This is a genomic window from Roseateles noduli (assembly GCF_050626985.1).
Lineage (GTDB): Bacteria > Pseudomonadota > Gammaproteobacteria > Burkholderiales > Burkholderiaceae_C > Roseateles > Roseateles noduli_A.
In genome coordinates this window covers 1609419-1631638 of sequence record NZ_CP192463.1, presented here as the reverse complement: position 1 = coordinate 1631638, position 22220 = coordinate 1609419, and the positions used below count along the sequence as shown (strand labels likewise).

23 protein-coding genes are annotated in these 22220 nt (G+C 68.5%); 20 read left to right on the top strand and 3 right to left on the bottom strand.

What is annotated here, in order from left to right:
* Positions 1-57: 57 nt before the first annotated feature.
* From ACQ4L4_RS07270 to ACQ4L4_RS07250, 5 genes are all read left to right on the top strand, one after another.
* Positions 58-1029, top strand: a complete 972-nt coding sequence (locus tag ACQ4L4_RS07270) for a c-type heme family protein (protein ID WP_431103557.1) — start codon at positions 58-60, stop codon at positions 1027-1029.
* Positions 1026-2402 carry a serine/threonine-protein kinase gene (locus ACQ4L4_RS07265; RefSeq protein ID WP_431103556.1) on the top strand — a complete coding sequence of 459 codons (1377 nt, stop codon included), beginning with the start codon at positions 1026-1028 and terminating at the stop codon, positions 2400-2402. Before ACQ4L4_RS07270 ends, ACQ4L4_RS07265 begins: the two co-directional genes overlap by 4 nt.
* 154 nt (positions 2403-2556) lie before the next feature.
* Entirely contained in the window at positions 2557-4926 is a 2370-nt protein-coding gene (locus ACQ4L4_RS07260; protein WP_431103555.1) for an ATP-dependent DNA helicase, read from the top strand.
* Between the two features lie 115 nt (positions 4927-5041).
* A complete protein-coding gene (locus ACQ4L4_RS07255) occupies positions 5042-6124 on the top strand; it encodes a zinc-binding metallopeptidase family protein (protein ID WP_431103554.1) in 1083 nt (360 codons plus the stop codon).
* Entirely contained in the window at positions 6121-7014 is an 894-nt protein-coding gene (locus ACQ4L4_RS07250) for a transglutaminase-like domain-containing protein (RefSeq protein ID WP_431103553.1), read from the top strand. The genes ACQ4L4_RS07255 and ACQ4L4_RS07250 overlap by 4 nt, the downstream gene beginning before the upstream one ends.
* Positions 7015-7048: 34 nt before the next feature.
* On the opposite strand, the gene ACQ4L4_RS07245 is transcribed toward ACQ4L4_RS07250, so the two are convergent.
* A complete protein-coding gene (locus ACQ4L4_RS07245; RefSeq protein WP_431103552.1) occupies positions 7049-8131 on the bottom strand; it encodes a helix-turn-helix domain-containing protein in 1083 nt (360 codons plus the stop codon).
* Between ACQ4L4_RS07245 and ACQ4L4_RS07240 the strand changes: the two genes are divergently transcribed.
* The 8 genes from ACQ4L4_RS07240 (at position 8130) to ACQ4L4_RS07205 (ending at position 15075) form a co-directional block, all read left to right on the top strand.
* The gene (locus ACQ4L4_RS07240) at positions 8130-9155 is read left to right on the top strand and encodes an SDR family NAD(P)-dependent oxidoreductase (protein WP_431103551.1); all 1026 of its coding nucleotides are present in this window, start codon (positions 8130-8132) and stop codon (positions 9153-9155) included. The genes ACQ4L4_RS07245 and ACQ4L4_RS07240 overlap by 2 nt on opposite strands.
* Before the next feature lie 11 nt (positions 9156-9166).
* On the top strand, positions 9167-9463 hold the full coding sequence (locus tag ACQ4L4_RS07235; RefSeq protein WP_431103550.1) for a YciI family protein: 297 nt from the start codon (positions 9167-9169) through the stop codon (positions 9461-9463).
* Positions 9464-9652: 189 nt separating this feature from the next.
* A complete protein-coding gene (locus ACQ4L4_RS07230; protein WP_431103549.1) occupies positions 9653-10381 on the top strand; it encodes a GntR family transcriptional regulator in 729 nt (242 codons plus the stop codon).
* 128 nt (positions 10382-10509) lie between these two features.
* Positions 10510-11484, top strand: a complete 975-nt coding sequence (locus ACQ4L4_RS07225) for a Bug family tripartite tricarboxylate transporter substrate binding protein (protein ID WP_431103548.1) — start codon at positions 10510-10512, stop codon at positions 11482-11484.
* A 96-nt stretch (positions 11485-11580) separates the two neighbouring features.
* On the top strand, positions 11581-12951 hold the full coding sequence (locus ACQ4L4_RS07220; RefSeq protein ID WP_431103547.1) for an MmgE/PrpD family protein: 1371 nt from the start codon (positions 11581-11583) through the stop codon (positions 12949-12951).
* Between the two features lie 73 nt (positions 12952-13024).
* The gene (locus ACQ4L4_RS07215; RefSeq protein WP_431103546.1) at positions 13025-14011 is read left to right on the top strand and encodes a zinc-binding dehydrogenase; all 987 of its coding nucleotides are present in this window, start codon (positions 13025-13027) and stop codon (positions 14009-14011) included.
* Between the two features lie 252 nt (positions 14012-14263).
* Complete coding sequence (locus ACQ4L4_RS07210) at positions 14264-14494, top strand: DUF2789 domain-containing protein (RefSeq protein ID WP_377155107.1); 231 nt, start codon at positions 14264-14266, stop codon at positions 14492-14494.
* Positions 14495-14613: 119 nt separating this feature from the next.
* Entirely contained in the window at positions 14614-15075 is a 462-nt protein-coding gene (locus tag ACQ4L4_RS07205) for a DUF421 domain-containing protein (RefSeq protein WP_431103545.1), read from the top strand.
* 90 nt (positions 15076-15165) lie between these two features.
* On the opposite strand, the gene ACQ4L4_RS07200 is transcribed toward ACQ4L4_RS07205, so the two are convergent.
* Entirely contained in the window at positions 15166-15552 is a 387-nt protein-coding gene (locus ACQ4L4_RS07200) for a response regulator (protein WP_431103544.1), read from the bottom strand.
* Between the two features lie 64 nt (positions 15553-15616).
* The gene (locus ACQ4L4_RS07195) at positions 15617-16600 is read right to left on the bottom strand and encodes a YihY/virulence factor BrkB family protein (protein WP_431103543.1); all 984 of its coding nucleotides are present in this window, start codon (positions 16598-16600) and stop codon (positions 15617-15619) included.
* 219 nt (positions 16601-16819) lie between these two features.
* On the opposite strand from ACQ4L4_RS07195, the gene yqhD reads away from it, so the two are divergent.
* From yqhD to arsH, 7 genes are all read left to right on the top strand, one after another.
* Positions 16820-17983, top strand: coding sequence for an alcohol dehydrogenase (gene yqhD, locus ACQ4L4_RS07190; protein WP_431103542.1), 1164 nt, complete (start codon positions 16820-16822; stop codon positions 17981-17983).
* Between the two features lie 98 nt (positions 17984-18081).
* Positions 18082-18999, top strand: coding sequence for an AraC family transcriptional regulator (locus ACQ4L4_RS07185; protein WP_431103541.1), 918 nt, complete (start codon positions 18082-18084; stop codon positions 18997-18999).
* Positions 19000-19076: 77 nt separating this feature from the next.
* Positions 19077-19403 carry an ArsR/SmtB family transcription factor gene (locus tag ACQ4L4_RS07180; RefSeq protein WP_431103540.1) on the top strand — a complete coding sequence of 109 codons (327 nt, stop codon included), beginning with the start codon at positions 19077-19079 and terminating at the stop codon, positions 19401-19403.
* A 12-nt stretch (positions 19404-19415) separates the two neighbouring features.
* Positions 19416-19910, top strand: a complete 495-nt coding sequence (locus ACQ4L4_RS07175) for an arsenate reductase ArsC (RefSeq protein WP_431103539.1) — start codon at positions 19416-19418, stop codon at positions 19908-19910.
* Between the two features lie 3 nt (positions 19911-19913).
* Entirely contained in the window at positions 19914-20402 is a 489-nt protein-coding gene (locus ACQ4L4_RS07170) for an arsenate reductase ArsC (protein ID WP_431103538.1), read from the top strand.
* 9 nt (positions 20403-20411) lie between these two features.
* Positions 20412-21491 carry an ACR3 family arsenite efflux transporter gene (gene arsB, locus ACQ4L4_RS07165; RefSeq protein ID WP_431103537.1) on the top strand — a complete coding sequence of 360 codons (1080 nt, stop codon included), beginning with the start codon at positions 20412-20414 and terminating at the stop codon, positions 21489-21491.
* Entirely contained in the window at positions 21484-22206 is a 723-nt protein-coding gene (arsH, locus tag ACQ4L4_RS07160) for an arsenical resistance protein ArsH (RefSeq protein WP_431103536.1), read from the top strand. The genes arsB and arsH overlap by 8 nt, the downstream gene beginning before the upstream one ends.
* The last annotated feature ends 14 nt before the right edge of the window (positions 22207-22220 follow it).

Here is a 22220-nt window from a genome sequence, read left to right as displayed (position 1 = left end):
CGTAAGTCCCTGGGTTGAGACCGAACGCCCACCCTTCGGTCCGAACCCAGGACACCCATGAGCCGCATCGACACCCCCACCGGAACCCGTCCCACGGTCCCTCCCTCGCGGCGCGTCCCCGCGCGCGCCCTGCCCTGGTACCGCCTCCCGCACTTGAGCCTGCTGGCGAAGTTCAACCTGATCTTCCTGGCGGTGTTCCTGGTCGGACTGGCGGCCACGGGCTTCCTGGCGCGGCGATGGCTGCAGGACGGCGCGCAGGAGCAGGTCGCCGACCGCGCCCGGCTGCTGATGCGCAGCGCGGGCGCCGTCAACCAGTACACCGCGGACCACATCCGTCCGCTGCTGGAGGGCCAGCTGCGCGAGCGTTTCGTGCCCGAGGCCGTCCCTGCGTTCTCCGCGCACGAGGTGCTGGCCACGTTGTCCAAGGCCTATGAGGACTACAGCTACAAGGCGGCCATGCTCAATCCCACCAACCCGCGCAACCGGGCGGTGAGCTGGGAGGAGGACGTGATCTCGCAGTTCGCGCGCCGGCCCGCGCTGACGGAGTTCATCGGACGCCGCGAGACGCCCAGCGGCGAAGCGCTCTACATCGCGCGACCGATCCGGATCGGCAACGCGGCCTGCCTCGGTTGCCATGCGTCGCCGCAGACCGCGCCGCCGACGCTGGTGGCGCGCTACGGTCCTTCCAACGGCTTCGGCTGGCGGCTCAACGAGACGCTCGGCGCCGAGGTCGTGAGCGTGCCCATGACGCTGCCGCTGAAGCAGGCGTCGCAGACCTTCTGGCTGGTGATGGGCGCGCTGACGGCAGCCTTCCTCGTCATGGGCGCGGCGCTCAACCTGATGCTCTGGCACCTGGTGATCCGGCCGGTGACGAGCCTGGCGCGGATCGCGGTCCGGGTGTCGCTCGGCGAGGACGCACCGCCCTTCGAGGCCCGCTCGAATGACGAGATCGGCGTGCTGACCGTGTCCTTCGCGCGCATGCGCCGCAGCCTCGATCAGGCGATGGCGATGCTGGAGGGCGGCGCATGACGCGTTCGAACACCCCCGGTAGCAGCGACGTCGATCCTGGTCCGGAGCGCGGCGCCCAAGGCGGTCCTCAAAGCGGCTCACGAAGCGGCTCACAAAGCGGATTTCAAGGCGCCCCCGAGAAGGGCCCGGCCCGCATCGGCAAGTACCTGATCCGCGGCCGGCTCGGCGAAGGCGCGATGGGTGTGGTCTACCGCGCCTTCGATCCACACATCCAGCGCGAGGTCGCCATCAAGGTCCTGCGTCGCCAGTTCGAAGACATCGTCGGAGAGACGCCGCCCGAGGATTCGATCACCGCGCGCTTCCGCAACGAGGCGCGCGCGGTCGGGCGCATCGCGCATCCCGGGGTCGTGACCATCTACGACTTCGGCGAGGTCACCGAGGCGGCGGCTTCATCTCCGAATGCCGGCTCGGCTGCTGACACGGCGGCCAATGCCGGCGCGAGCATCGTCGCGGGTGCCGGCAGCTTCGCCTTCCTCGTCATGGAGCTGGTCGATGGCCGCGGGCTCGATCAGATGCTGAAGATCGCGCGGCCGCCGCTGGCCTGGTCGCTCGACGTGATGGACCAGTTGCTGGATGCGCTGGGCTGCGCGCACGATCGCGGCGTCTGGCACCGCGACATCAAGCCCGGCAATCTGCTCATCACGCGCGACAACCGGGTGAAGCTGACCGACTTCGGCATCGCACGCATCGCGGACCGGCACCTCACGCAGGTCGCCTCGCAGATCGGGACGCCGGGCTACATGGCGCCGGAGCAGTACCTGGGCGGTCCGATCGACCACCGCGCCGACCTTTTCGCCTGCGGCGTGCTGCTGTACCGGCTGACGACCGGACGCACGCCCTTCAGCGGCGCGCCCGAGGCGGTGATGTACCAGACGCTGCATCAGGAACCCGCAGCGCCGAGCGCGCTGCGTCCGGGAGAACTGCCACCGGCGCTCGATGCCGTCGTGCGGCGCGCGATGGCCCGGGACCCGCGTCATCGCTTCGCCGATGCGGCGGCCATGCGCGCCGCGCTCGCGGAACTCGCGATCGGCGGTCCGAGCACCGGGGCCGCCGACAGCTTCGACGATCGCACGCTGGTCCAGCCTCGCCACGGTTCGGCTGCAAACCCGATCGCAACGCCGACGGGAGGGTCCGGCGCAGGATCGAGCACAGGGCGCGGTCTCGATGCGGCCCTCGTCTCCCAGGTCGAGCGCGCCCTCGCGACGCACATCGGACCATTGGCCAGGCACCTCGTCTCGCGCGACCTCGCGCACAGCGCCAACGTCGAGGAACTCTCGCGATCCCTCGCGCGCCACATCGCCGACGCGCCGGAGCGGGAGCAGTTCATCGCGACTGCTGCCGCGCTGGCGGCCGCAGCCGGCAAGTCGCCATGAGGCTCCATGAGCGACCCTGAGAGTCCGCGAGGGGCGTGAGGCACGAGGCACGAGGCACGAGGCACGAGAAGGGCTTGGCAGAGACCGTGAACAAGGACAAGCGCCGATTTGAGATACTGTATGCATCAACAGTGATCAAGCCTGACCCCTCCCCGTGCCCTACACCGTCGCCGTCCGCGAGCTCTGCGAGTTCACCGCCAAGCAAGGCGACCTGGACCTGCGCTTCACGCCCGCGCCGACGGCGCAGGAAGGCATCGCCGGACATGCGCTCGTGTACGAGCGCCGGGGACCGAGCTATCGACGGGAACTGACGCTCAGCGGCGAGTTCGGCGAACTCCGCGTGCGAGGCCGCGCCGACGGCTTCGATCCTGATCGTCGACGCCTCGAAGAGATCAAGACCTTCCGCGGCAGCCTCGATCGCCAGCGGCCCACGCATCGCCGACTGCATTGGGCCCAGGCCAAGGTCTATGCCTGGCTGCTGTGCCAGGCCGAAACACTGCCCGACATCGAGGTCGCGCTCGTCTACCTCGACCTCGGCAGCCAGGAGGAGACGCTCCTGACCGAACGCTGCAGCGCGGAGGAACTGCGCGCGCACTTCGAGTCCCTGTGCGAGCGATTCCTCGCGTGGGCCGTCCTCGAGCTCGCACACCGGCAGCAACGCGACGCGGCGCTCCAGGCGCTGCGGTTCCCGTTCGGGGACTTCCGCGTCGGACAACGGCCGCTGGCCGAGGCGGTCTATCGCGCCGCCGCGACGGGCCGCTGCCTGCTCGCGCAGGCGCCGACCGGCATCGGTAAGACGATGGGCACGATCTTCCCGTTGCTGAAGGCCGCGCCTGGGCAGCGCATCGACAAGATCTTCTTCCTGGCGGCGAAGACCTCGGGACGGCAGACCGCGCTGGATGCGGTCGAGCGGCTGGTAGAGCGGCGGATCGAGCGCGACGACGCCTCGAAGCCATCGGTGCCGCTGCGCGTGCTCGAACTCGTGGCTCGCGACAAGTCCTGCGAGCACCCGGACAAGGCCTGCAACGGCGAGTCCTGTCCCCTGGCCAAGGGCTTCTACGACCGCCTGCCCGCAGCCCGTTCGGCCGCGCTGCAGGTCGACCGGGCGGCCGGCAGTGACGCCGGCGTCGCACTGACGCGGACCGCCGTGCGCGAAGCGGCCTTGGCACACGAGGTCTGCCCGTACTACCTGAGCCAGGAACTGGCGCGCTGGGCCGACGTGGTGGTCGGCGACTACAACTACTACTTCGACCACGGTGCCCTGCTGTACGGACTGACGCAGGTGAACCAATGGCGCATCGGCCTGCTCGTCGACGAGGCGCACAACCTCGTCGAACGCGGCCGCAAGATGTTCAGCGCGACGCTGTCGCCGGAGCGGCTGTTCCAGGCGCGACGGTCTTCCGGCGCGACGGCGTCGCCGCTCGTGCGCAAGGCGCTCGACAAGGTGCGTCGCGGCTGGCGCGCGATCGACAAGGCGCAGGCCGAGCCCTACGCGGCCTACGAGGCCTTCCCCGAAGCCTTGCTGAGCGCGCTCCAGCACAGCATCGGCGTGGTCTCGGAACACCTGCCCGCCCATCCCGACGAGATCGATCCCGCGCTGCTCGACTTCCATTTCGAGACGCTGCACGTGACCCGCGCGGTGGAGTCCTTCGGACCGCACTCGCTGGTGGACGTCCAGAAGCCGGCGGGCTTCGGCGCCAAACCGGGTCCGTCGGTCATCTGCATCCGCAACATCGTCCCCGCGCCGTTCCTGAAGCCGCGGCTGGCGGCCGCCCACACGAGCACGCTGTTCTCCGCCACGCTGCAGCCGCAGGCCTTCCACGCGGACCTGCTCGGGCTGCCGGAGAACCACGTGAGCATCGAGGTGCCCTCGCCCTTCGACGCGAGCCAGCTGCAGGTGCACGTGGCCTCGCACATCTCGACGCGCTACCAGCATCGGCGCGCCTCGCTGCAGCCGATCGCCGACCTGATCGCGGCGCAGTACCGCGTCGCGCCCGGCAACTACCTGGCCTTCCTCAGCAGCTACGACTACCTGGAACAGGTGGCGGAGCTGCTCGCGGAACGTCACCCGGACGTGCCGCAATGGCGCCAGTCGCGCCGCATGAGCGAGGGCGAACAGCGCCAGTTCCTCGATCGCTTCACCGACGAGGGTCGCGGCGTCGGCTTCGCGGTGCTGGGCGGCGCGTTCGCGGAGGGCGTCGACTTGCCGGGGCGCCGGCTCATCGGCGCTTTCCTGTCGACGCTCGGCCTGCCGCAGGTCAACGCGGTCAACGAGCAGATCCGCGCGCGCATGGACCGGCTCTTCGGCGCGGGCTACGACTACACCTACCTTTACCCCGGTTTGCAGAAAGTCGTGCAGGCGGCCGGCCGGGTGATCCGCACGACCGAGGACCGCGGCGTGGTCCACCTGATCGACGACCGCTTCGCGCGGGCGGAGGTGCAGCGGCTGCTGCCGGCGTGGTGGGCGCAAAACCATCGTGGGACCCCGACCTCCCTCCTCTCGCGCAAGCAGGAGAGGGAGTAAGAGGGCTTCGCGCACTTCCACCGCCGCTGGCCCTCACCCCCGCCCTCTCGCGCAAGCGGGTGAGGGGCATCCGCCCGCACCGGTCAGGCCCCATGCTTGCCAAGGGGAGGCTGACATGACCTCCCCCCGCGTCTACCGCTGCACCTGCGGCCACCGCCTCTACTTCCGCAACAGCGCCTGCCTGATGTGCAAGGCGCCGCTCGGCTTCCTGCCCGACGACCTGGTGCTGCACGCGCTGCTGCCCGGCCCGACCACCGCGACCTGGTGCATCGACGGCGTGGACGGCGTCTTCACCCGCTGCGCCAACTTCCACACCGCCGCCGGCTGCAACTGGCTGCTCCCGCTGGATGACCGGCGCAAGGGCCCGTTGTGCGTCGCCTGCGCGCTGAACCGCACCATTCCGAACCTATCGGATCCCATCAACGCCGAACTCTGGGGACGCATGGAGCGCGCCAAGCGGCGGCTGGTGTCGCAGCTCCTCGGGCTGCGCCTGCCGGTGGTGCCGAAATTCGAGGCACCGGACCGCGGGCTCGCCTTCGACTTCCTGCGCACCCTGCCCGGCCAGCCGCGCGTGATGACGGGACACGCCTGGGGCGTCATCACCATCAACATCGAGGAGGCCGACGACGCCAAGCGCGAAGCCGCCCGGCAGCGCATGGGCGAGTCCTACCGGACGCTGCTCGGGCATTTCCGCCACGAGATCGGTCATTACTACTGGGACCGGCTGGTCTCGGGCACGTCCTGGCACGAGCCCTTCCGCGCGCTGTTCGGCAACGAGCGCCAGCCCTACACCGACGCGCTTCAACGTCATCACCGCACCGGCCCGCCGCCGGACTGGTCGCAGCGCTTCATCACCTCGTACGCCAGCGCGCATCCGTGGGAGGATTGGGCGGAGACCTGGGCGCACTACCTGCACCTGCGCGACACCATCGATACTGCCGGCAGCTTCAAGCTGCTGAGCACCGTCGACGAGATGCGGCCCTGGCCCTACGGACTCGACGACCTCTGGTCGCCGGGCCACGCCACCGGACCCGCCTTCCTGCGCCTGCTGCGCGACTGGCTCGCCATCACCAGCGTGATGAACGAGATGTCCCGCGCGATGGGCCAGCCCGACTTCTACCCCTTCGTGCTGCAACGCCGGGTCGTCCCGAAGCTGCACTTCATCCATTGCGTCGTCGAGAACGGCAGGACCCCATGATTCGCCTCGATCTCCACTTCGAACTGGACTACCGGATCGACTCGCCGCACGGCGACTTCGTGTTCAACATCCAGCCGGCGCACACGGCGGCGCAACACGTCCTGCAGGAGAGCGTCGTCCTGACGCCCGAGGTGCCGTGGCGTTCGGAGACGGTCGCCAGCACGCGCAACCGCCTGCTGCGCCTGCGCGCGCCGCAGGGCGATCTGCACCTGACCTACACCGCCAGCGTCACGATCGAGCACGGCATCAGCGAACCGGCCTTCATCGACGAATGCCCGATCGATCAGTTGCCCGTCGAGCTGCTGTCCTACCTGGCGCCCAGCCGCTATTGCGAATCCGATCGCCTCATCCCCTGGGCCGAGGCCGAGTTCGGTCATCTGCCCTCGGGCTACGCGCGCGCCGCCGCGATCGCGGCGTGGGTGCAGCGGCACATCGCGTATTCCTCGTACGGATCGACCACGCAGACCACCGCGCTCGACACGCTGACGGACCGGGTCGGCGTCTGCCGCGACCAGGCGCACGTGATGATCGCGCTCTGCCGGGCGCTCTCGCTGCCGGCGCGTTACGTGACCGGCACCGACTACGGCGCCGACCCGACCAAGGCGCCGGACTTCCACGCCTACGTGGAGGTCTATCTCGGCCGGCGCTGGTACACCTTCGATGCGTCGGGCACCGGCATCCCGATGGGCTTCGTGCGCATCGGCACCGGACGCGACGCGGCGGACGTGCCGTTCGCCACCTTGTACGGCCAGGTCCAGGCGCCGTTCGCGCCGCTGGTGCGCGCGAGCGCGTGCGAAGGGCCGGGGCTGCGGCTGCCCGTCCACGTGAGCAGCGCCTTGTCCACCGATGGCGATTCAGCGGGGTGTCACCTCGCGCCCGCGGCCGCGTGATCGCCTTCGGCCGGCCCCCGTTTCCGCGCGGGTTTCACGCCTCGTTCGCCGCGCCCACGGACGCCAGGAAACTCGATCGCACCGCATGCGGCGTGCTGCCCGTCCAGCCTTGAAACGCACGGATGAAGGAATTGGGATCCTCGAAGCCCAGGAGGAAGGCGATCTCCGCGCCTGACAGCGAGGAGTTCTGAAGGTAGTGGTGCGCCAGCGCACTGCGCAAGCTGTCCAGGGTCTGCTGGAAGCTGCTGCCTTCTTCCTGGAGTCGCCGTTGCAACGTGCGGCTGCTGACCCCCAACTTGCGACAGATCGCCTGCATCGACAACTCCCCGGCGGGCAGCGCCTCGAGCAGCGCACTACGCACCCGCTCCGCGGTGGTCGCGTGCCGGTCCAGATCGGCGAGGCGTTGCCGCAAGGCGGGCTCGAAGAAGGACCACATGCCGTGATTGGCGGTCAGGAATGGACGTCGCGCGTCCTCTGCCGAGAACACGACCGTGGGCACCGGTGTTCTTTCGACCGGGACGCCGAAGTAGTCCGCGTAGGCCAGCGCCTCCGGTGCCGACTGCGGCGGCTGGGGCCATCCCACCCTCACCACGTGCAGCGGGCTCCGAGTGGCCAGTCGCGCCAGTTGGACGAGGAAAACAATCTTGAAGGCCATCAGCACGGGCGGGGGCGCCAAGGCGCGGTCCAGGAACTCCAGCTCCGCCGTCGTGCGACGCTCGGTGCGCTCGACATGCAGCGCCATCGGGCCACTCAGGCGTTTGTACTTGGCCAGGCGTGCGAGCGCGCCATCCATGTCGTCGCTGCACAGCGCCACGAAGAGTTCAGGCTCGAACCAGTCGGACGACATCCTCTGCGCCAGGCGCAAGGGCACGGGCAGTTGCCCGACCGTCGCCTCTGCCTCGATCGCCGCCCATAGCTTGAAGTAGGTCTCGGAGTCGAGGCGCGTGCTCGCGCGCCCGAACAGATCGCCGGGCAACTGGGCCCGGCGCAATACGTTGGCGCCATTGACGCCCGCGTCGTGCATCAGCAGCAGCCAGCCCGGCCAGATGGCAAAGGTGCCTGCGTGCGCCAAGCGGCTCCCTGGCAGTTTGGGGGCGACGGCGTTGTCGTCTTTCATGACTTCAGTTTACGAGCGGCCTTCGCCGGGCACACCAGCGGAACGCGCCAAGCTGCGCGGTCTTGCTGGCGGGTTTCGCATGTCGATTGGCGCGATGAGCGAGTGCGTTGGCGCCGATGCCTGGGCACAGTGGCCCTGTTCCTTGAACTCGTCCCCGGGCCCGTCGCCCGTCCACCCCACCGCTGGCAGAAGCCGACGGCTCGGCAGCAAGAAAGCAAAGACCATGAAAAAGACCGTTTTGATCACCGGCGCCTCGTCCGGCTTCGGCCTGATGCTCGCGACACGCCTGCATCAACAGGGTGTCGAGGTGATCGGCACCAGCCGCGATCCGGAGAAGGCGGCCAAGCTGCCGTTCAAACTGCTGCGGCTGGACATCGACGATGACGCGTCCATCGAGGCCTTCACGCGCGAGTTGTTCCGGCACGCCCCGCGGGTGGACGTGCTCGTGAACAACGCCGGCTACATGGTGACCGGCCTGGCTGAAGAGACGCCCTTGGCGCTCGGACGCCAGCAGTTCGAGACGAACTTCTGGGGCACGGTCAAGGTGACCAACGCCTTGCTCCCGCACTTCAGGGCGCAGAAGGCAGGCCAGGTCATCACCGTCAGTTCCATCGTGGGACTGATCGGTCCGCCGAATCTGTCCTACTACACCGCCTCCAAACATGCGGTGCAGGGCTATTTCAAATCCCTTCGCTTTGAACTGGACCAGTTCAACATCAGGGTCAGCATGGTCGAGCCCGTGTGGTTCAAGACCAATCTGAGTCACAACGCCGTCGCGGCCAAGACCGGCAGGATTGCGGACTACAACGACTATCGCAAGCAGGCGAACGCCGCCACGCAAAAGGGCATCGACGACGCGCAGTCGCCCGCCCCCGTCGTCGCGACCATCGAAAGGCTGATCAATACCCGGCACCCGAAGTTCAGCAACCCGGTCGGCAAGATGACGGGAATGATTCTCTTCCTGCAAAGCTACATGCCGAAGATGTTCGAGAGCGAGATTCACAAGAGCGTCCGCACGGCTTGATCGGGACCACGATGAAGTACTACCTCTGCAAATTCATTCCGCCGCGCACGGATTTTCTCGCCACGATGTCGGACGTCGAGAAAGATCTGATGAAGCGTCACGGCGCTTATCTGAACCGCCTGTTGGCGGAGGGATTGATCGTTGCGCACGGCCCGGTCATGGATCCGGCCGGCGGCTATGGCGTCTCGCTCTTCCGGATTGCCGACGAGCAGACCATCGAGGCCCTCACTGCCGAAGATCCCATCGTCAAGAACGGCGTGGGCCACTATGAGCACCACGTGATGCTCAGTCTGGCGGTGGGCGCCTGAGCTTTCATCGCCATCGATCACACGGACCCAAGCGCGACCCAGGCACCGTCGTGTGCCCCGCTGCCACGTGATCGTCGCGCGCCGTCGCGCCATGGCGCGCGGCGGCGCCGCAGACCGCAGTTCGCACCGTGACAGGCAAGGCCTGGATCCTGGCCTTGTCCATTTCGTCTGATCGTATACGATAGACGAATGCTGCCCTGGATCACCGACACCTCCCCCGACCTGCTCGCCGATGTGCGGGACACGTCGCTCGCCAAGCTCGTCCGCGACGAGGTGCTGAACGCCATCCTCCGCGGCGACCTGCCGCCGGGGCAGCGCATCAACGAACCCGATGTCGCGGCGCGCCTGCGCGTTTCCCGCGTCCCCGTGCGCGAGGCGCTGCGCGAGCTCGAAAGCACCGGCCTGGTCGCCGCGCGCAAGCACGCCGGCGTCTTCGTGCGCGTGCTCGATCCCAAGGAAGTCGCCAACCTCTACGAGCTGCGCAGCCTGCTGGACGGCCACGCCGGCCGCCGGGCCGCGGCGCTCGACCGCCCCCGGCGCGACGCGCTCGTGAAGCGGCTCGTGACGCTGGGCCGCGAGATGAAGTCGAATGCGCGCCGCCGCGACGTGCAGGCCTATTACGCCGCCAACCTGGCCTTCCACTGGGCCATCGTCGAGGCCACCGACAACGAGCCCCTGACGCGCACCTACCAGGGCATCGTCCAGCAGCTGCACCTGTCGCGGCTGCGGAACCTGTCGCGCGACGTGGGCATGAAGGTCTCGATCCTGGAGCACGACCAGATCGTCGCCGCGCTCGACGACGGCGACACCGCGCTGTGCCAGCGGCTGCAGGAACACCACGTCAACGCGGCGCACGGTCGGCTGCTGGAGACGGAAGGAAAGGGCGAGGACGCCAGCGGGAGCAACAGCAAGAGCTAGCAAAGGCCAGCCGGAGCAGGCAAGACCTGGCGCCAGCCTCCATCAAAGCAAGAACGAGGGCCGTCACAAGAGCCCCGCCCTACCCCGCCCTACCCCGCCTTACCCCGCTTCACCCCGGAGACAAACCGATGACCAACCGACGATCCGTGCTGATCGCCGCCCCCGCGCTGCTGCTCACCGCAGGACGCTCGTGGGCGGCGGACAGCTTCCCCAGCAAGCCGATCCGCTACATCGTGCCCGTGGCCGCGGGCGGCGGCAGCGACTTCATCGGCCGCGCCGTCTGCGAGCGCTGGGGCCATGCGCTCAACCAGACCTTCCTGGTCGACAACATCGGTGGCGGCGGCGGCGTGATTGCCACGCAGGCCACGGCCAAGGCGCCGCCCGACGGCTACACGCTGATGCAGGGCTACGTCGCCACGCACGGCACCAGCCCCGCCACGCGCAAGCTGCCCTACGACGCGGTCAAGGACTTCAGCCCCATCGGCATGATCGGCGGCACGCCCAACGTGCTGGTCGTCAACAGCGCGGTGCCGGTCAACGACCTCAAGGGCTTCATCGAGTACGCCCGCAAGAACCCCGGCAAGCTGAGCTACGGCTCCTCGGGCGTGGGTTCGCTCACGCAGCTCGTGATGGAGCTGTTCAAGCAGCAGTCCGGCATCTTCATGCTGCACGTGCCCTATCGCGGCATCTCGCCCGCCTTCACCGACCTGATGGGCGGCCAGACCCACGCGATGTTCCCGGGACTGGCCGCGGCGCTGCCGCATATCCGCTCGGGCCGCGTGAAGCCGCTGGCGGTGACCGGCACCGCGCGCAACCCGACGCTCAAGGACGTGCCCACGCTGATCGAGGCCGGCTTCAAGGGCTTCGACGCGATGCAGTGGTACGGCGTCGTCGGGCCGGCGGGCATCCCCGCGCCGCTGGTCAAGCAGCTCAACGCGACGCTGAACACGGTGCTCAAGGCGCCGGACATGCGCGACAAGCTGGCCGCCGAGGCCGTCGATCCGACGGCCATGAGCCCCGAGCAGTTCGGGCATCACATCCAGGCCGAGGTGGCCCGTTGGACCGCGCTGGCGCGCGACCGGAAGATCCACGTCGACGACTGACACACCCGATGAACAGACGGCTCCAAGCCGATCGGACCGCCGACCGGACCACCGACTGAAGAGCCCCCCTACACGACTGAAGGACGATTGAACCCCATGGCACGCAATACCCAGGTCGCCGCCGACCACAACGCCCCGCCCATCACCCAGATCCTCGCCCGCTACGTGGCCACGCATCCGTCGCGCGGCTGGAGCGACGCGGTGGACCACGAGGCCCACCGCACCTTCATGAACTGGGCGGGCTGCGCCGTCGGCGCCGCCGGTCACGAGGCGATGCACGCGGCGCTGGCCGCCGTGCAGATGCTCGAACCGTCGGCGCAGGCGAGCATCCTCGGCCGCGCCGAGAAGGTCGACATGGCCGGCGCGGCGCTGCTCAACGGCATCAGCTCGCACACCTTCGACTTCGACGACACCCACCTGAAGACCATCATCCATCCGGCGGGCCCGGTGGCCTCGGCGGCGCTCGCGCTGGCCGAGCACCTCGGCCTGTCGGGCCGGCAGCTGATCGACGCGATGGTCCTGGGCATCGACGTGTCCTGCCGCATGGGCAACCTCGTCTATCCCGAGCACTACGACCGCGGCTGGCACATCACCGGCTCCACCGGCACGCTGGGCGCCGCGGCGGCCTGCGCGCGGCTGCTGGCCCTGGACGAGCACCAGACCCGGATGGCGCTGGGCATCGCCGCCTCGCAGCCCGTGGGCCTGCGCGAGCAGTTCGGGACCATGACCAAGCCCTTCCACCCGGGCGGCGCGGCGCGCGCCGGGCTGCTGTCGGCGCTGCTGGCCAAGCACGGCTACACCGCCAGCCCGCGGGCGCTGGAGGCGCCGCGCGGCTTCGCGCAGGTCGTCTCGACGAAGTACGCCTGGAACGAGGCCACCGATGAGCTCGGCCAGCGCTTCGAGATCTCCTTCAACACCTACAAGCCCTTCGCCTGCGGCATCGTCATCCATCCGAGCATCGACGCCGCCGTGCAGCTGCGCGAACAGGGCGTGCGGCCCGAGGACGTCGAGCGCATCGAGCTGAAGGTGCACTCGCTCGTGCTGGAGCTCACCGGGAAGAAGGAGCCGGCGGACGGCCTGCAGGGCAAGTTCAGCGTCTATCACGGCGTGTCGGCCGGCCTGATCTTCGGCCGCGCCGGCGAGCCCGAGTACGACGATGCGATCGTCAACCGCGAGGACGTCGTGGCGCTGCGCCGCAAGGTGGTGGCGACGGTGGACGACGGCATCGACGAGGCCTCGGTCGACATGACGGCGGTGCTGCGCGACGGCCGCCGCGTCCACGTGTTCGTCGAGCATGCGATCGGCTCGCTGCACAAGCCGATGAGCGACGCGGCGCTGGACGCGAAGTTCCACTCGCAGTCGGATGTCGTCATCGGCGCCGCGCGCAGCGACGCGTTGATCGCAGCCTGCTGGCGGCTCGGCGAGCTGGCCGACGTGCGCGAGCTGACCGCGCTGGCGCGGCCTTGAGGCCGCGTTCCCAGGTCAGTACACGAATCACGACACGCGTCACGACACGCGTCACATCACCGGCGACGACACGATGCGCGGCTACTGCCTCCAGCACCGGGACGGCCACGCGGAGCTGCTGCTCCGCGACGACCTGCCCCGCCCTTCCCCCGGTCCCGGTCAACTGCTCGTCCGCGTCCGCGCGGCGGGCTTGAACCGCGGTGAATTCCTGGCCGGCCATGGCCTTCACGGCGCCGGCGGCGCGCCGAAGCCGGTGGGCGCGGAAGCGGCCGGCGACGTGGTTGCCGTCGGTGACGGCATCCAGGGCTGGCGGCCCGGCGATCGCGTGATGGGCCGCTGCGCCGGCGGCTTCGCCGACTTCGCGCTGATCAGCGAGGCGGAGGCGCTGCATGTGCCCGAGGCCCTCGATTGGGCCGAAGCGGGTGCGATCCCGCTGACCTTCCTCGTCGTCTACGACATGCTCGTGGTCCAGGGCCGGCTGAAGGCGGGCGAGACCCTGCTCGTGGCGGGCGGCAGCTCTGGTGTCGGCGTCGCGGCGCTGTCGGCGGCCAAGGCCATCGGCGCGCGCGTGATCGCCACCTCGGGCAGCGCGGCCAAGCTGGCGCGGCTGATGACGCTGGGCTTGGACCTGGGCCTCGAGACCCGCGCGCCGGACTTCGCGGCCGCAGTGCGCGAGGCCACCGACGGTCGTGGCGCGGACCTCGCGATCGACACCGTCGGCGGCAGCGTGTTCGCCGAATGCGTGCGGGCGCTGGGCTTCCAGGGTCGTCTCGCGATGGTGGGCTACGTGGATGGCGTGCTCCAGGCCGAGCTCGATCTCGAAGCGCTGCATGCGCGGCGTCTCCATCTCTTCGGCGTCTCGAACAAGCTCCGCACGCCGCAGCAGCGCGCGGAACCCGTGCCCGGCTTCCGGACCGACTGGCTGCCGCTGTTCGCCGACGGCCGCCTGCGGCCGGTGGTGGACCGCGTCTTCCGCTTCGAGGACCTGGCGCAGGCCAAGGCCTCGATGGAGCAGGCCGAGCACCTCGGCAAGATCGTGCTGGCGGGCAGCGAGGATTGATCAACCCCAAGGACATCGACACGAACGTTCAACGTCGTGAACTCTGCGCGGCGTGTCGGCCGACCTCGCGCGAGGCGGCTCGTCGACTGGGCGTGAACATCGAGCTCGTCGCATGAGATCGAAGGCGCGCTCGTGGCGCCGCCGAGGTAACAACAGCGGTGTCCTGAATGGAACACTGTCCTACACCGTCGCGATTCGCTTGGCGTTAATCTCAAGGGCGACAGTACCTGACAGTACCTTGAAGGAGCCCCCATGGAAGCGACCAACCACCAGTTCCACGAGCTGTTCGACCAGCTCGGCCTGCCCTCCTCCGAGGCCGAGATCCGCGAGTTCATCGGCCAGCACCGCCCCCTGCCCGGCGACGTCAAGATCACCGAGGCGCCGTTCTGGTCCGAGCAGCAGTCGCGCCTGCTCAAGGAGCTGCTGCTGCAGGACGCGGATTGGGCGGAGGTCGTCGACCAGCTGAACGTCGCGCTTCACTGAACTTCCGGGGCCACGCGCGTCGCTGGTCTCGACGGGCTCAAGGCGATCGACGCGATCGGCCCCTCGCGCTCCGAGCGCCCGCCTCCGGAGCGCCGACGAATCGCAAGGAGGCATGCCTCATGTTCGACCTGCACGTCCCATGGTGGGAGCTGCTCGCCCGCGCGGCGCTCATCTACCTGGCGCTGTTCCTGATGGTGCGCTTGTCGGGCAAGCGGACCATCGGGCAGTTCACCCCGTTCGACCTGCTGGTCGTGATGCTGCTGAGCGAGGCCGTGAGCAACGGCCTGAGCGGCGGCGAGGACTCGGTCACCGGCGCGTGGGTCCTTGCCGCGACCCTGATCGTGATGAACGCCTTCATCGGCTTCCTGGGCTCCCGGAGCAAGCGCCTGGAGGCGCTGCTGGAAGGGTCCCCCGTGCTCATCGGACGCGACGGTGAATGGTTCCCGCAGGCGCTCCGCCGCCATCGGCTCGGCACGGCGGATGTCGAGAAGGCGCTGCGCGAGGCGGACTGCGAGCTCGAGGAGCTGCACATGGGCGTGCTCGAAAGCGATGGCAGCATCAGCATCCTCAAGCGCAAGTAGATTTGCCTGAACTTCGGCATGCCGAGTGCGGCAACCCCCGACGTCTCAAGTCCGCCTTCCGGGCTGGCGCCTGCGCTGATCCGCTGCCGTTCACCGATAGGCGGCCTCCGCCAGCTCGCACAGCTGCCCGCAGCCGATGGGCTTGCTGACGTGCAGATCGAAGCCGGCGCTGGCGACCAGGACGCGGTCGCTCTCCTGGTTCCGGGCGGTCAGCGCAACGAGCCTGGCGGGCGCCCGATCCTCGGTGCCCCGGATGCACGCCGCGGTCTCGTAGCCGTCCATGCCGGGCATGTCGATGTCGAGCAGGACCAGGCGGGGCCGCAGCAGCTCCGCCAGCAGCACGGCCTCGCTGCCGCTGTAGACGGCGCAGGCACAGAAGCCGTAGGCGTCCAGCAGCGCGACGAGGGTATCGGCCGCATCCCTGTTGTCGTCGACCACCAGGATGCGGCACGGGGCGGTCGAATGCTTGGGATCCATGCCTCCACAGGGCAAGGCGCGGGCCACGCCCCGCCGCTCGCGAAGCCGGCCGGCACGGAAGCGATCAAGGCGCTGATGGCGTCGAACGTCCCGGGGCCGTGCGATCCCGCGCGGCCACACCCCGTCGCGAGCCCAGCCGCTGCGCATAGAGCCAGGTGAATTCGGCGCCGACCAGGAACACCTGGGCCGAGTAGTAGACCCAGACGAACACGACAGCCACGGAGCCGGCCGCGCCGAAGCCGCTCGCCACGCCGGTCTTGCCGATGTACAGGCTGATGAGGATGCGACCGATGGTGAACAGCGTCGCCGTGACCGCGGCGCCGACCCAGACGTCCGACCAGGCCACCTTCACGCGCGGCATGACCTTGTAGATCAAGGCGAAGACCGCCGCGGTCATGGCGAAGCCGACGACGGCGTTGAGGCTCTGCAGCAGCCATTCCCAGCCGCCGAACCAGCCGCCCCACCACTTGCCGAGCGCCGCGACCACGGCGCCGGTCACCAGCGAGACCAGCAGCAGGAAGGCCACGCCCACGATCATCCCGAAGCTGAGCAGACGGGCGCGCACCAGCGTCCACACGCCGCTCGTCCCATGGCGCACCGGCGCGCGCCAGATCCGGTCGAGCGCGTCCTGCAGTTCGCCGAAGACGGTCGTCGCGCCGATCAGCAGCACCCCGACGCCGAGCACGGTGCCCAGGATGCCGGTGCTGGGCTTGCTGACGTTGCTGAGCACCTCCTGGATGCCCTTGGCCGCCTCGGGCCCCATCACGCCCTCGATCTGGCCGAACAGCTCGCCGCGCACGGCGTCCTCGCCGAAGACCAGCCCCGCGATCGAGATGACGATCACCAGCAACGGCCCCAGCGAGAACACGGTGTAGTACGACAGCGCCGCCCCCATGCTGGGCGCGTAATCGTCGATCCAGGCCGACAGGGAATCCGCCATCAGCGACCACCAGGTCTTGAGCGACCGGCCCGACCAGGAAGGGACGGCGTGCGCGGCGCCCGCGGCATGGCGGATGTCCTCGGCGCGCGCGGCGTCCGCGATGTTCACGGAGAGGGGCGATGGGTCCGGCGATGGCGGCGTCATTCCTTCCCCCGGCAACGGGCGCGCCCAGCCTGGACCTCGGTCGATTTCTTGCCCATTCATCGCCTCCGCAGCAGGATTGGGCAAAAAAAAGGCAGCATCGTGCGTTGCCCCGGGAGCGGGCGGCGACGAACAATTCATCCCATCGACACGAATCCTCGTTCACCCCTTGCGGAGCCGACAGCCATGAACAACTTCAGCCTCAACACGCCCACCAAGATCCTGTTCGGGAAGGGCCAGATCGCCGAGCTCGGCCGGGAGATCCCCGCGGACGCCCGCATCCTCGTCACCTACGGCGGCGGCAGCATCAAGAAGAACGGCGTGCTCGACCAGGTGCGTCAGGCGCTGGCCGGCCGCACGGTGGTCGAGTTCGGCGGCATCGAGCCCAACCCCACCTTCGAAACGCTGATGAAGGCCGTGGAGGTCGTCAAGGCCGAGCGGATCGACTTCCTGCTGGCCGTCGGCGGCGGCTCCGTCGCGGACGGCACGAAGTTCATCGCCGCCGCCGCGCTGTACGACGCGGCCCGCGACCCGTGGGAGATCCTGCTGACCCGCGGGGCCAAGGTCACCGGCGCCGTGAAGATGGGCGTCGTGCTGACGCTGCCGGCCACGGGCTCGGAATCCAACAACGGCGCCGTCATCAGCCGTCAGGCGACGGGCGACAAGCTGCCCTTCTTCTCGGCCTTCACCTACCCGGTGTTCGCGGTCCTCGACCCGGTGACGACCTACAGCCTGCCCGCGCGCCAGGTGGCCAACGGCGTCGTGGACGCCTTCGTCCACACGGTCGAGCAGTACCTGACCTACCCGGCGGAAGGCCGGATCCAGGACCGCTTCTCCGAAGGCATCCTGCTCACGCTGATCGAGGAAGGTCCGCGGGCGCTCACCGAGCCGGAGAACTACGACGTCCGCGCCAACGTGATGTGGAGCGCGACGCAGGCGCTGAACGGCCTGATCGGTGCCGGTGTTCCGCAGGATTGGGCAACGCACATGATCGGCCACGAGCTGACCGCGATGCATGGGCTCGACCATGCGCAGACGCTGGCGATCGTGCTGCCGTCGGTGCTCGAGTACAAGAAGGAACAGAAACGCGCGAAGCTGCTGCAATACGCGGACCGCGTCTGGGGCCTGCGCGACGGCAGCGAAGCGGCGCGCATCGACGGCGCGATCGCGGCCACGCGGGCCTTCTTCGAGCAGCTGGGCGTCGGCACGCGCCTGTCCGCTTACGGGCTGGACGGCAGTTCCATCCCGGCGATGATCGCCAAGCTGAAGGAACACGGCGGCACCGCGCTGGGCGAGCACCAGGACATCCGGATCGAGGACAGCCAACGCATCCTCGAAGCCGCCCGCTGATCGCCGGCTGACACCTCACCGAGCCTTCGCTGGCTCCCCTGCTTTCGTGGCGCACGCGGCCTGCAGACCGCGTGCGCCCGAAGCCTTTTGAAGCACCCATGGCGACCACCCTCAACGACAGCATCCGCCAGCGGATCATCGACGCCGCGACCCGCTACCGGTCGACGTCCTTCTCCACGCCGTCGCCGGTGGCCGGCGTCCGGATCCTTTATTCCGAGACCTCTCACCCGCGCACGCCGGTGCTCTACGAGCCGTCCATCGTCATCGTGGCGCAGGGCGCGAAGGTGGGTTTCGTCGGCGAGAAGACCTTCCGCTACGACGCGGACAACTACCTGCTGCTGACGGTCCCCCTGCCCTTCGAATGCCAGACGATCGCGAGCAAGGCCAAGCCCTTCGTCGGCGTATCGATCGACATCGACACGGCGGTGCTGCAGGAGTTGCTGATCGACCTCGAGGACGAGGGCCTCGACCGCCGCGCGAGCCTGGAGTGCACCGGCGTCAACAGCGCGGCGTTCACCGAGGAAGTGCTCTGCGCCATCGAACGCCTGTTCGACGCGATGCACCAGCCGCGCGACGCGAAGGTGCTGGGCAAGCTCATCCTCAAGGAAATCATCTATCACGTGCTGTGCGGCGAGAGCGGCGCGGCGCTCCAGGCGCTGGCCAACCGGCACACGCATTTCGCGCAGGTGACGAAGGCGCTGCAGCACATCGAGTCCCACTACGCCAAGCCGCTCAGCGTCGAGCAACTGGCGGGCCTGGTGAACATGAGCGTGTCCGCCTTCCATCACAACTTCAAGGCGGTGACCAACACCTCGCCGCTGCAGTACGTGAAGAGCTACAAGCTGCACAAGGCGCGCCTGATCATGCTCAACGAGGGCGTGAAGGCCGGCGTCGCGGCCACGCGCGTGGGCTACGAGAGCCCGTCCCAGTTCAGCCGCGAGTTCAAGCGCTACTTCGGCGCCACGCCGGTGGATGAGGTGGCGCGGCTGAGGGCGTTCAGTCCGTCGGTCAGTTGACCCGCAAGCGCTAGCGCCAGCAAGCGGCCTTCGCCAAGCCCTTGCCATTCATTACAAGTTTTGTTGTAATGTCAACCATGGACAAGACCACCGCCCTGGCCGGACTCGGCGCACTCGCTCATCCCATTCGACTCGACGCGTTCCGCGCCTTGGTGGTGGCCGGCGAGCACGGCCTGACCCCGGGCGCCCTCGTCGAGATGCTCGGCATCGCCTATGCCAAGCTGGGCTTCCATCTGAAGGACCTCGCCGAGGCGGGGCTGGTGACCTCCGAGCAGGTCGGACGCAACGTGGTCTATCGGGCCGTGTACCCGCAGATGAACGCGCTCCTGGCCTACCTCACCGAGAACTGCTGCCAGGGCGCCGCGTGCGCCGTGGACTCCACATCGACCAGCTGCGACTGCTGAAAGGAAATTTGCATGGCATCGAAGGTCTACAACGTGCTGTTCATCTGCACGGGCAACTCCGCTCGGTCCATCCTCGCCGAGGGCCTGCTCAACCACCTGGGGCAAGGTCGCTTCCAGGCGTATTCGGCGGGCAGTCATCCCAAGGGCGAGGTCCATCCGCTCGCGCTGAACGAGCTGCGCAAGCTCGACATCCCGACGGACGGCTTCCGCAGCAAGAGCTGGGAGGAGTTCGCCAAGGCCGGCGCTCCCGAGATGGACTTCGTGTTCACCGTCTGCGACCAGGCTGCCGGCGAGGTGTGTCCGATCTGGCCCGGACAGCCTCTCACCGCGCACTGGGGCATGCCGGATCCGGCGGCCGTCGAGGGCGGCGAAGACACGAAGCAGCAAGCCTTCCGCGCCGCTGCCGTGACGATGAAGCGCCGCCTCGAACTGATGATGTCCCTGCCGCTGCAGAGCCTGGACGCCATGGCCATCCACAGGGAAGTCAAAGACATCGGGACCCGCTGAACCATGACCACCAACGTTCTCATCTTGTGCACCCACAACTCGGCGCGAAGCGTGCTGAGCGAGGGCATGTTGAATCATTGGGCCCACCGCCTGGACAAGGACATCAAGGCCTTCAGCGCCGGTAGCGCGCCGAGCGGCCGCATCAACCCGTACGCCCTGCAAGCGCTGGGCAGCGCGGGCATCGACACGAGCGCCTGTCGCAGCAAGAGCTGGGACGAGTTCGTGGCCGACGGCGCGCCGGAGATGCGTGTCGTCATCACAGTGTGCGACAGCGCCGCGGCTGAGCAATGTCCGTACTGGCCTGGCAGCCCGGTCAAGGTCCATTGGGGCTACGCCGACCCGTCGAACGCGCCCGAGGCCGACAAGCCACAGGCGTTCGAATTGACCCGGCAAGCCATCGGCTACCGGATGCTCCAGCTGGCGCAGCTGCCGCTGGCATCCATGAGCAATGCCGAGCTGCAGCAGGCGCTGGATGCCATCTCGAAGTCCTGAAGCCCTGCCATGACCACCGCAACTCTCAAGTCCTCCGCCGGCGTGGCGAAGCCGGCCATCAGCTTCTTCGAGCGCTACCTCAGCGTCTGGGTGACCCTGTGCATCGTCGTGGGCGTCGCGCTGGGACAGTTCTTCCCCGGCGCGTTCAAGGCGGTCGCCGCGCTCGAGGTGGCCCAGGTCAACATTCCCGTGGGCCTGCTCATCTGGGTGATGATCGTCCCGATGCTGCTGAAGATCGACTTCGCGGCGCTCGGCCAGGTCAAGGCGCACGCCAGGGGCATTGGCGTCACGCTCTTCATCAACTGGGCGGTGAAGCCCTTCTCCATGGCGCTGCTGGGCTGGATCTTCATCCGCCACCTGTTCGCCCCCTGGCTGCCGGCGGATCAGCTCGACAGCTACATCGCCGGGCTCATCCTGCTGGCCGCGGCGCCGTGCACGGCCATGGTCTTCGTGTGGAGCCAGCTCTGCAAGGGAGACCCCTACTTCACGCTGTCCCAGGTGGCGCTCAACGACGCCATCATGATCGTCGCCTTCGCGCCGATCGTCGCGCTGCTGCTGGGCCTGTCCGCCATCACGGTGCCCTGGGACACGCTGATGACCTCGGTCGGCCTGTACATCGTCGTCCCGGTCATCCTGTCGCAGCTGTGGCGCAAGCTGCTGCTGACGCGTGGCGTCGGCCATTTCCAGGCCGTCGCGGCGAAGCTGGGCCCGCTCTCCATCTCGGCGTTGCTGCTGACGCTGGTGCTGCTGTTCGCCTTCCAGGGTGACCGCATCATCGAGCAGCCGCTGGTCATCGCCTTGCTGGCCGTGCCGATCCTCATCCAGGTCGTCCTGAACTCAGGCCTGGCCTACTGGCTCAACCGGCGGATGGGCGTGCAGCACTGCGTTGCCGGTCCGTCGGCGTTGATCGGTGCCAGCAATTTCTTCGAGCTGGCCGTGGCCACCGCCATCAGCCTCTTCGGCTTCCAATCCGGCGCCGCGTTGGCCACCGTGGTCGGCGTGCTGATCGAAGTGCCGGTGATGCTGGCGGTCGTCGCCATCGTGAACCGCTCGCAAGCCTGGTACGAACAAGGAGCGCAACGTGCTTGAGCTGGACCCGACCTTCCCGGCGCTGCAGTCGGACCTCTTCGATGTGCCGGATCAGCAGCGGCTGACGGTGCGCGAGCCGTCGAAACATCGCCCGCGCTTCCTGATGCTGTATGGCTCGCTGCGCGACCGGTCCTACAGCCGGCTCCTGAGCGTCGAAGCGGCCCGCCTGCTGGAGGCCATGGGCGGCGAGGTGCAGATCTTCGATCCGTCCGGTCTGCCGCTGCCGGACGACGCGGCCGACACCCATCCCAAGGTCCAGGAGCTGCGCCGGTTGGCCGACTGGTCCGAAGGCATGGTGTGGTGCTCCCCCGAGCGCCACGGCGCGATGACCGGCGTGATGAAGGCGCAGATCGACTGGATCCCGCTCACCTCCGGCGCCGTCCGGCCGACGCAGGGCAAGACGCTGGCGGTGATGCAGGTCTCGGGCGGCTCGCAGAGCTTCAACGCGGTGAACCAGATGCGCGTGCTCGGCCGCTGGATGCGGATGCTGACCATCCCGAACCAGTCGTCGGTCGCCAAGGCCTTCGCGGAGTTCACCGAGGAGGGACGCATGAAGCCGTCCGCGTACTACGACCGCGTGGTCGACGTGATGGAGGAGCTGTTCAAGTTCACGCTGCTCACGCGCGACCTGGGCGACTACCTGGTCGATCGTTACAGCGAGCGCAAGGAGACGGCGGAGAAGCTGTCCGCGCGAGTCAATCAGAGCGCCATCTGAGCGCTGGAACACGG

Coding starts and splice junctions, on each gene's coding strand:
- ACQ4L4_RS07270 (WP_431103557.1), top strand. CDS start 58: ATGAGCCGCATCGACACCCCCACCGGAACCCGTCCCACGGTCCCTCCC.
- ACQ4L4_RS07265 (WP_431103556.1), top strand. CDS start 1,026: ATGACGCGTTCGAACACCCCCGGTAGCAGCGACGTCGATCCTGGTCCG.
- ACQ4L4_RS07255 (WP_431103554.1), top strand. CDS start 5,042: ATGACCTCCCCCCGCGTCTACCGCTGCACCTGCGGCCACCGCCTCTAC.
- ACQ4L4_RS07250 (WP_431103553.1), top strand. CDS start 6,121: ATGATTCGCCTCGATCTCCACTTCGAACTGGACTACCGGATCGACTCG.
- ACQ4L4_RS07240 (WP_431103551.1), top strand. CDS start 8,130: ATGACTTCAGTTTACGAGCGGCCTTCGCCGGGCACACCAGCGGAACGC.
- ACQ4L4_RS07245 (WP_431103552.1), bottom strand. CDS start 8,131: ATGAAAGACGACAACGCCGTCGCCCCCAAACTGCCAGGGAGCCGCTTG.
- ACQ4L4_RS07235 (WP_431103550.1), top strand. CDS start 9,167: ATGAAGTACTACCTCTGCAAATTCATTCCGCCGCGCACGGATTTTCTC.
- ACQ4L4_RS07230 (WP_431103549.1), top strand. CDS start 9,653: ATGCTGCCCTGGATCACCGACACCTCCCCCGACCTGCTCGCCGATGTG.
- ACQ4L4_RS07225 (WP_431103548.1), top strand. CDS start 10,510: ATGACCAACCGACGATCCGTGCTGATCGCCGCCCCCGCGCTGCTGCTC.
- ACQ4L4_RS07220 (WP_431103547.1), top strand. CDS start 11,581: ATGGCACGCAATACCCAGGTCGCCGCCGACCACAACGCCCCGCCCATC.
- ACQ4L4_RS07215 (WP_431103546.1), top strand. CDS start 13,025: ATGCGCGGCTACTGCCTCCAGCACCGGGACGGCCACGCGGAGCTGCTG.
- ACQ4L4_RS07210 (WP_377155107.1), top strand. CDS start 14,264: ATGGAAGCGACCAACCACCAGTTCCACGAGCTGTTCGACCAGCTCGGC.
- ACQ4L4_RS07205 (WP_431103545.1), top strand. CDS start 14,614: ATGTTCGACCTGCACGTCCCATGGTGGGAGCTGCTCGCCCGCGCGGCG.
- ACQ4L4_RS07200 (WP_431103544.1), bottom strand. CDS start 15,552: ATGGATCCCAAGCATTCGACCGCCCCGTGCCGCATCCTGGTGGTCGAC.
- yqhD (WP_431103542.1), top strand. CDS start 16,820: ATGAACAACTTCAGCCTCAACACGCCCACCAAGATCCTGTTCGGGAAG.
- ACQ4L4_RS07185 (WP_431103541.1), top strand. CDS start 18,082: ATGGCGACCACCCTCAACGACAGCATCCGCCAGCGGATCATCGACGCC.
- ACQ4L4_RS07180 (WP_431103540.1), top strand. CDS start 19,077: ATGGACAAGACCACCGCCCTGGCCGGACTCGGCGCACTCGCTCATCCC.
- ACQ4L4_RS07175 (WP_431103539.1), top strand. CDS start 19,416: ATGGCATCGAAGGTCTACAACGTGCTGTTCATCTGCACGGGCAACTCC.
- ACQ4L4_RS07170 (WP_431103538.1), top strand. CDS start 19,914: ATGACCACCAACGTTCTCATCTTGTGCACCCACAACTCGGCGCGAAGC.
- arsB (WP_431103537.1), top strand. CDS start 20,412: ATGACCACCGCAACTCTCAAGTCCTCCGCCGGCGTGGCGAAGCCGGCC.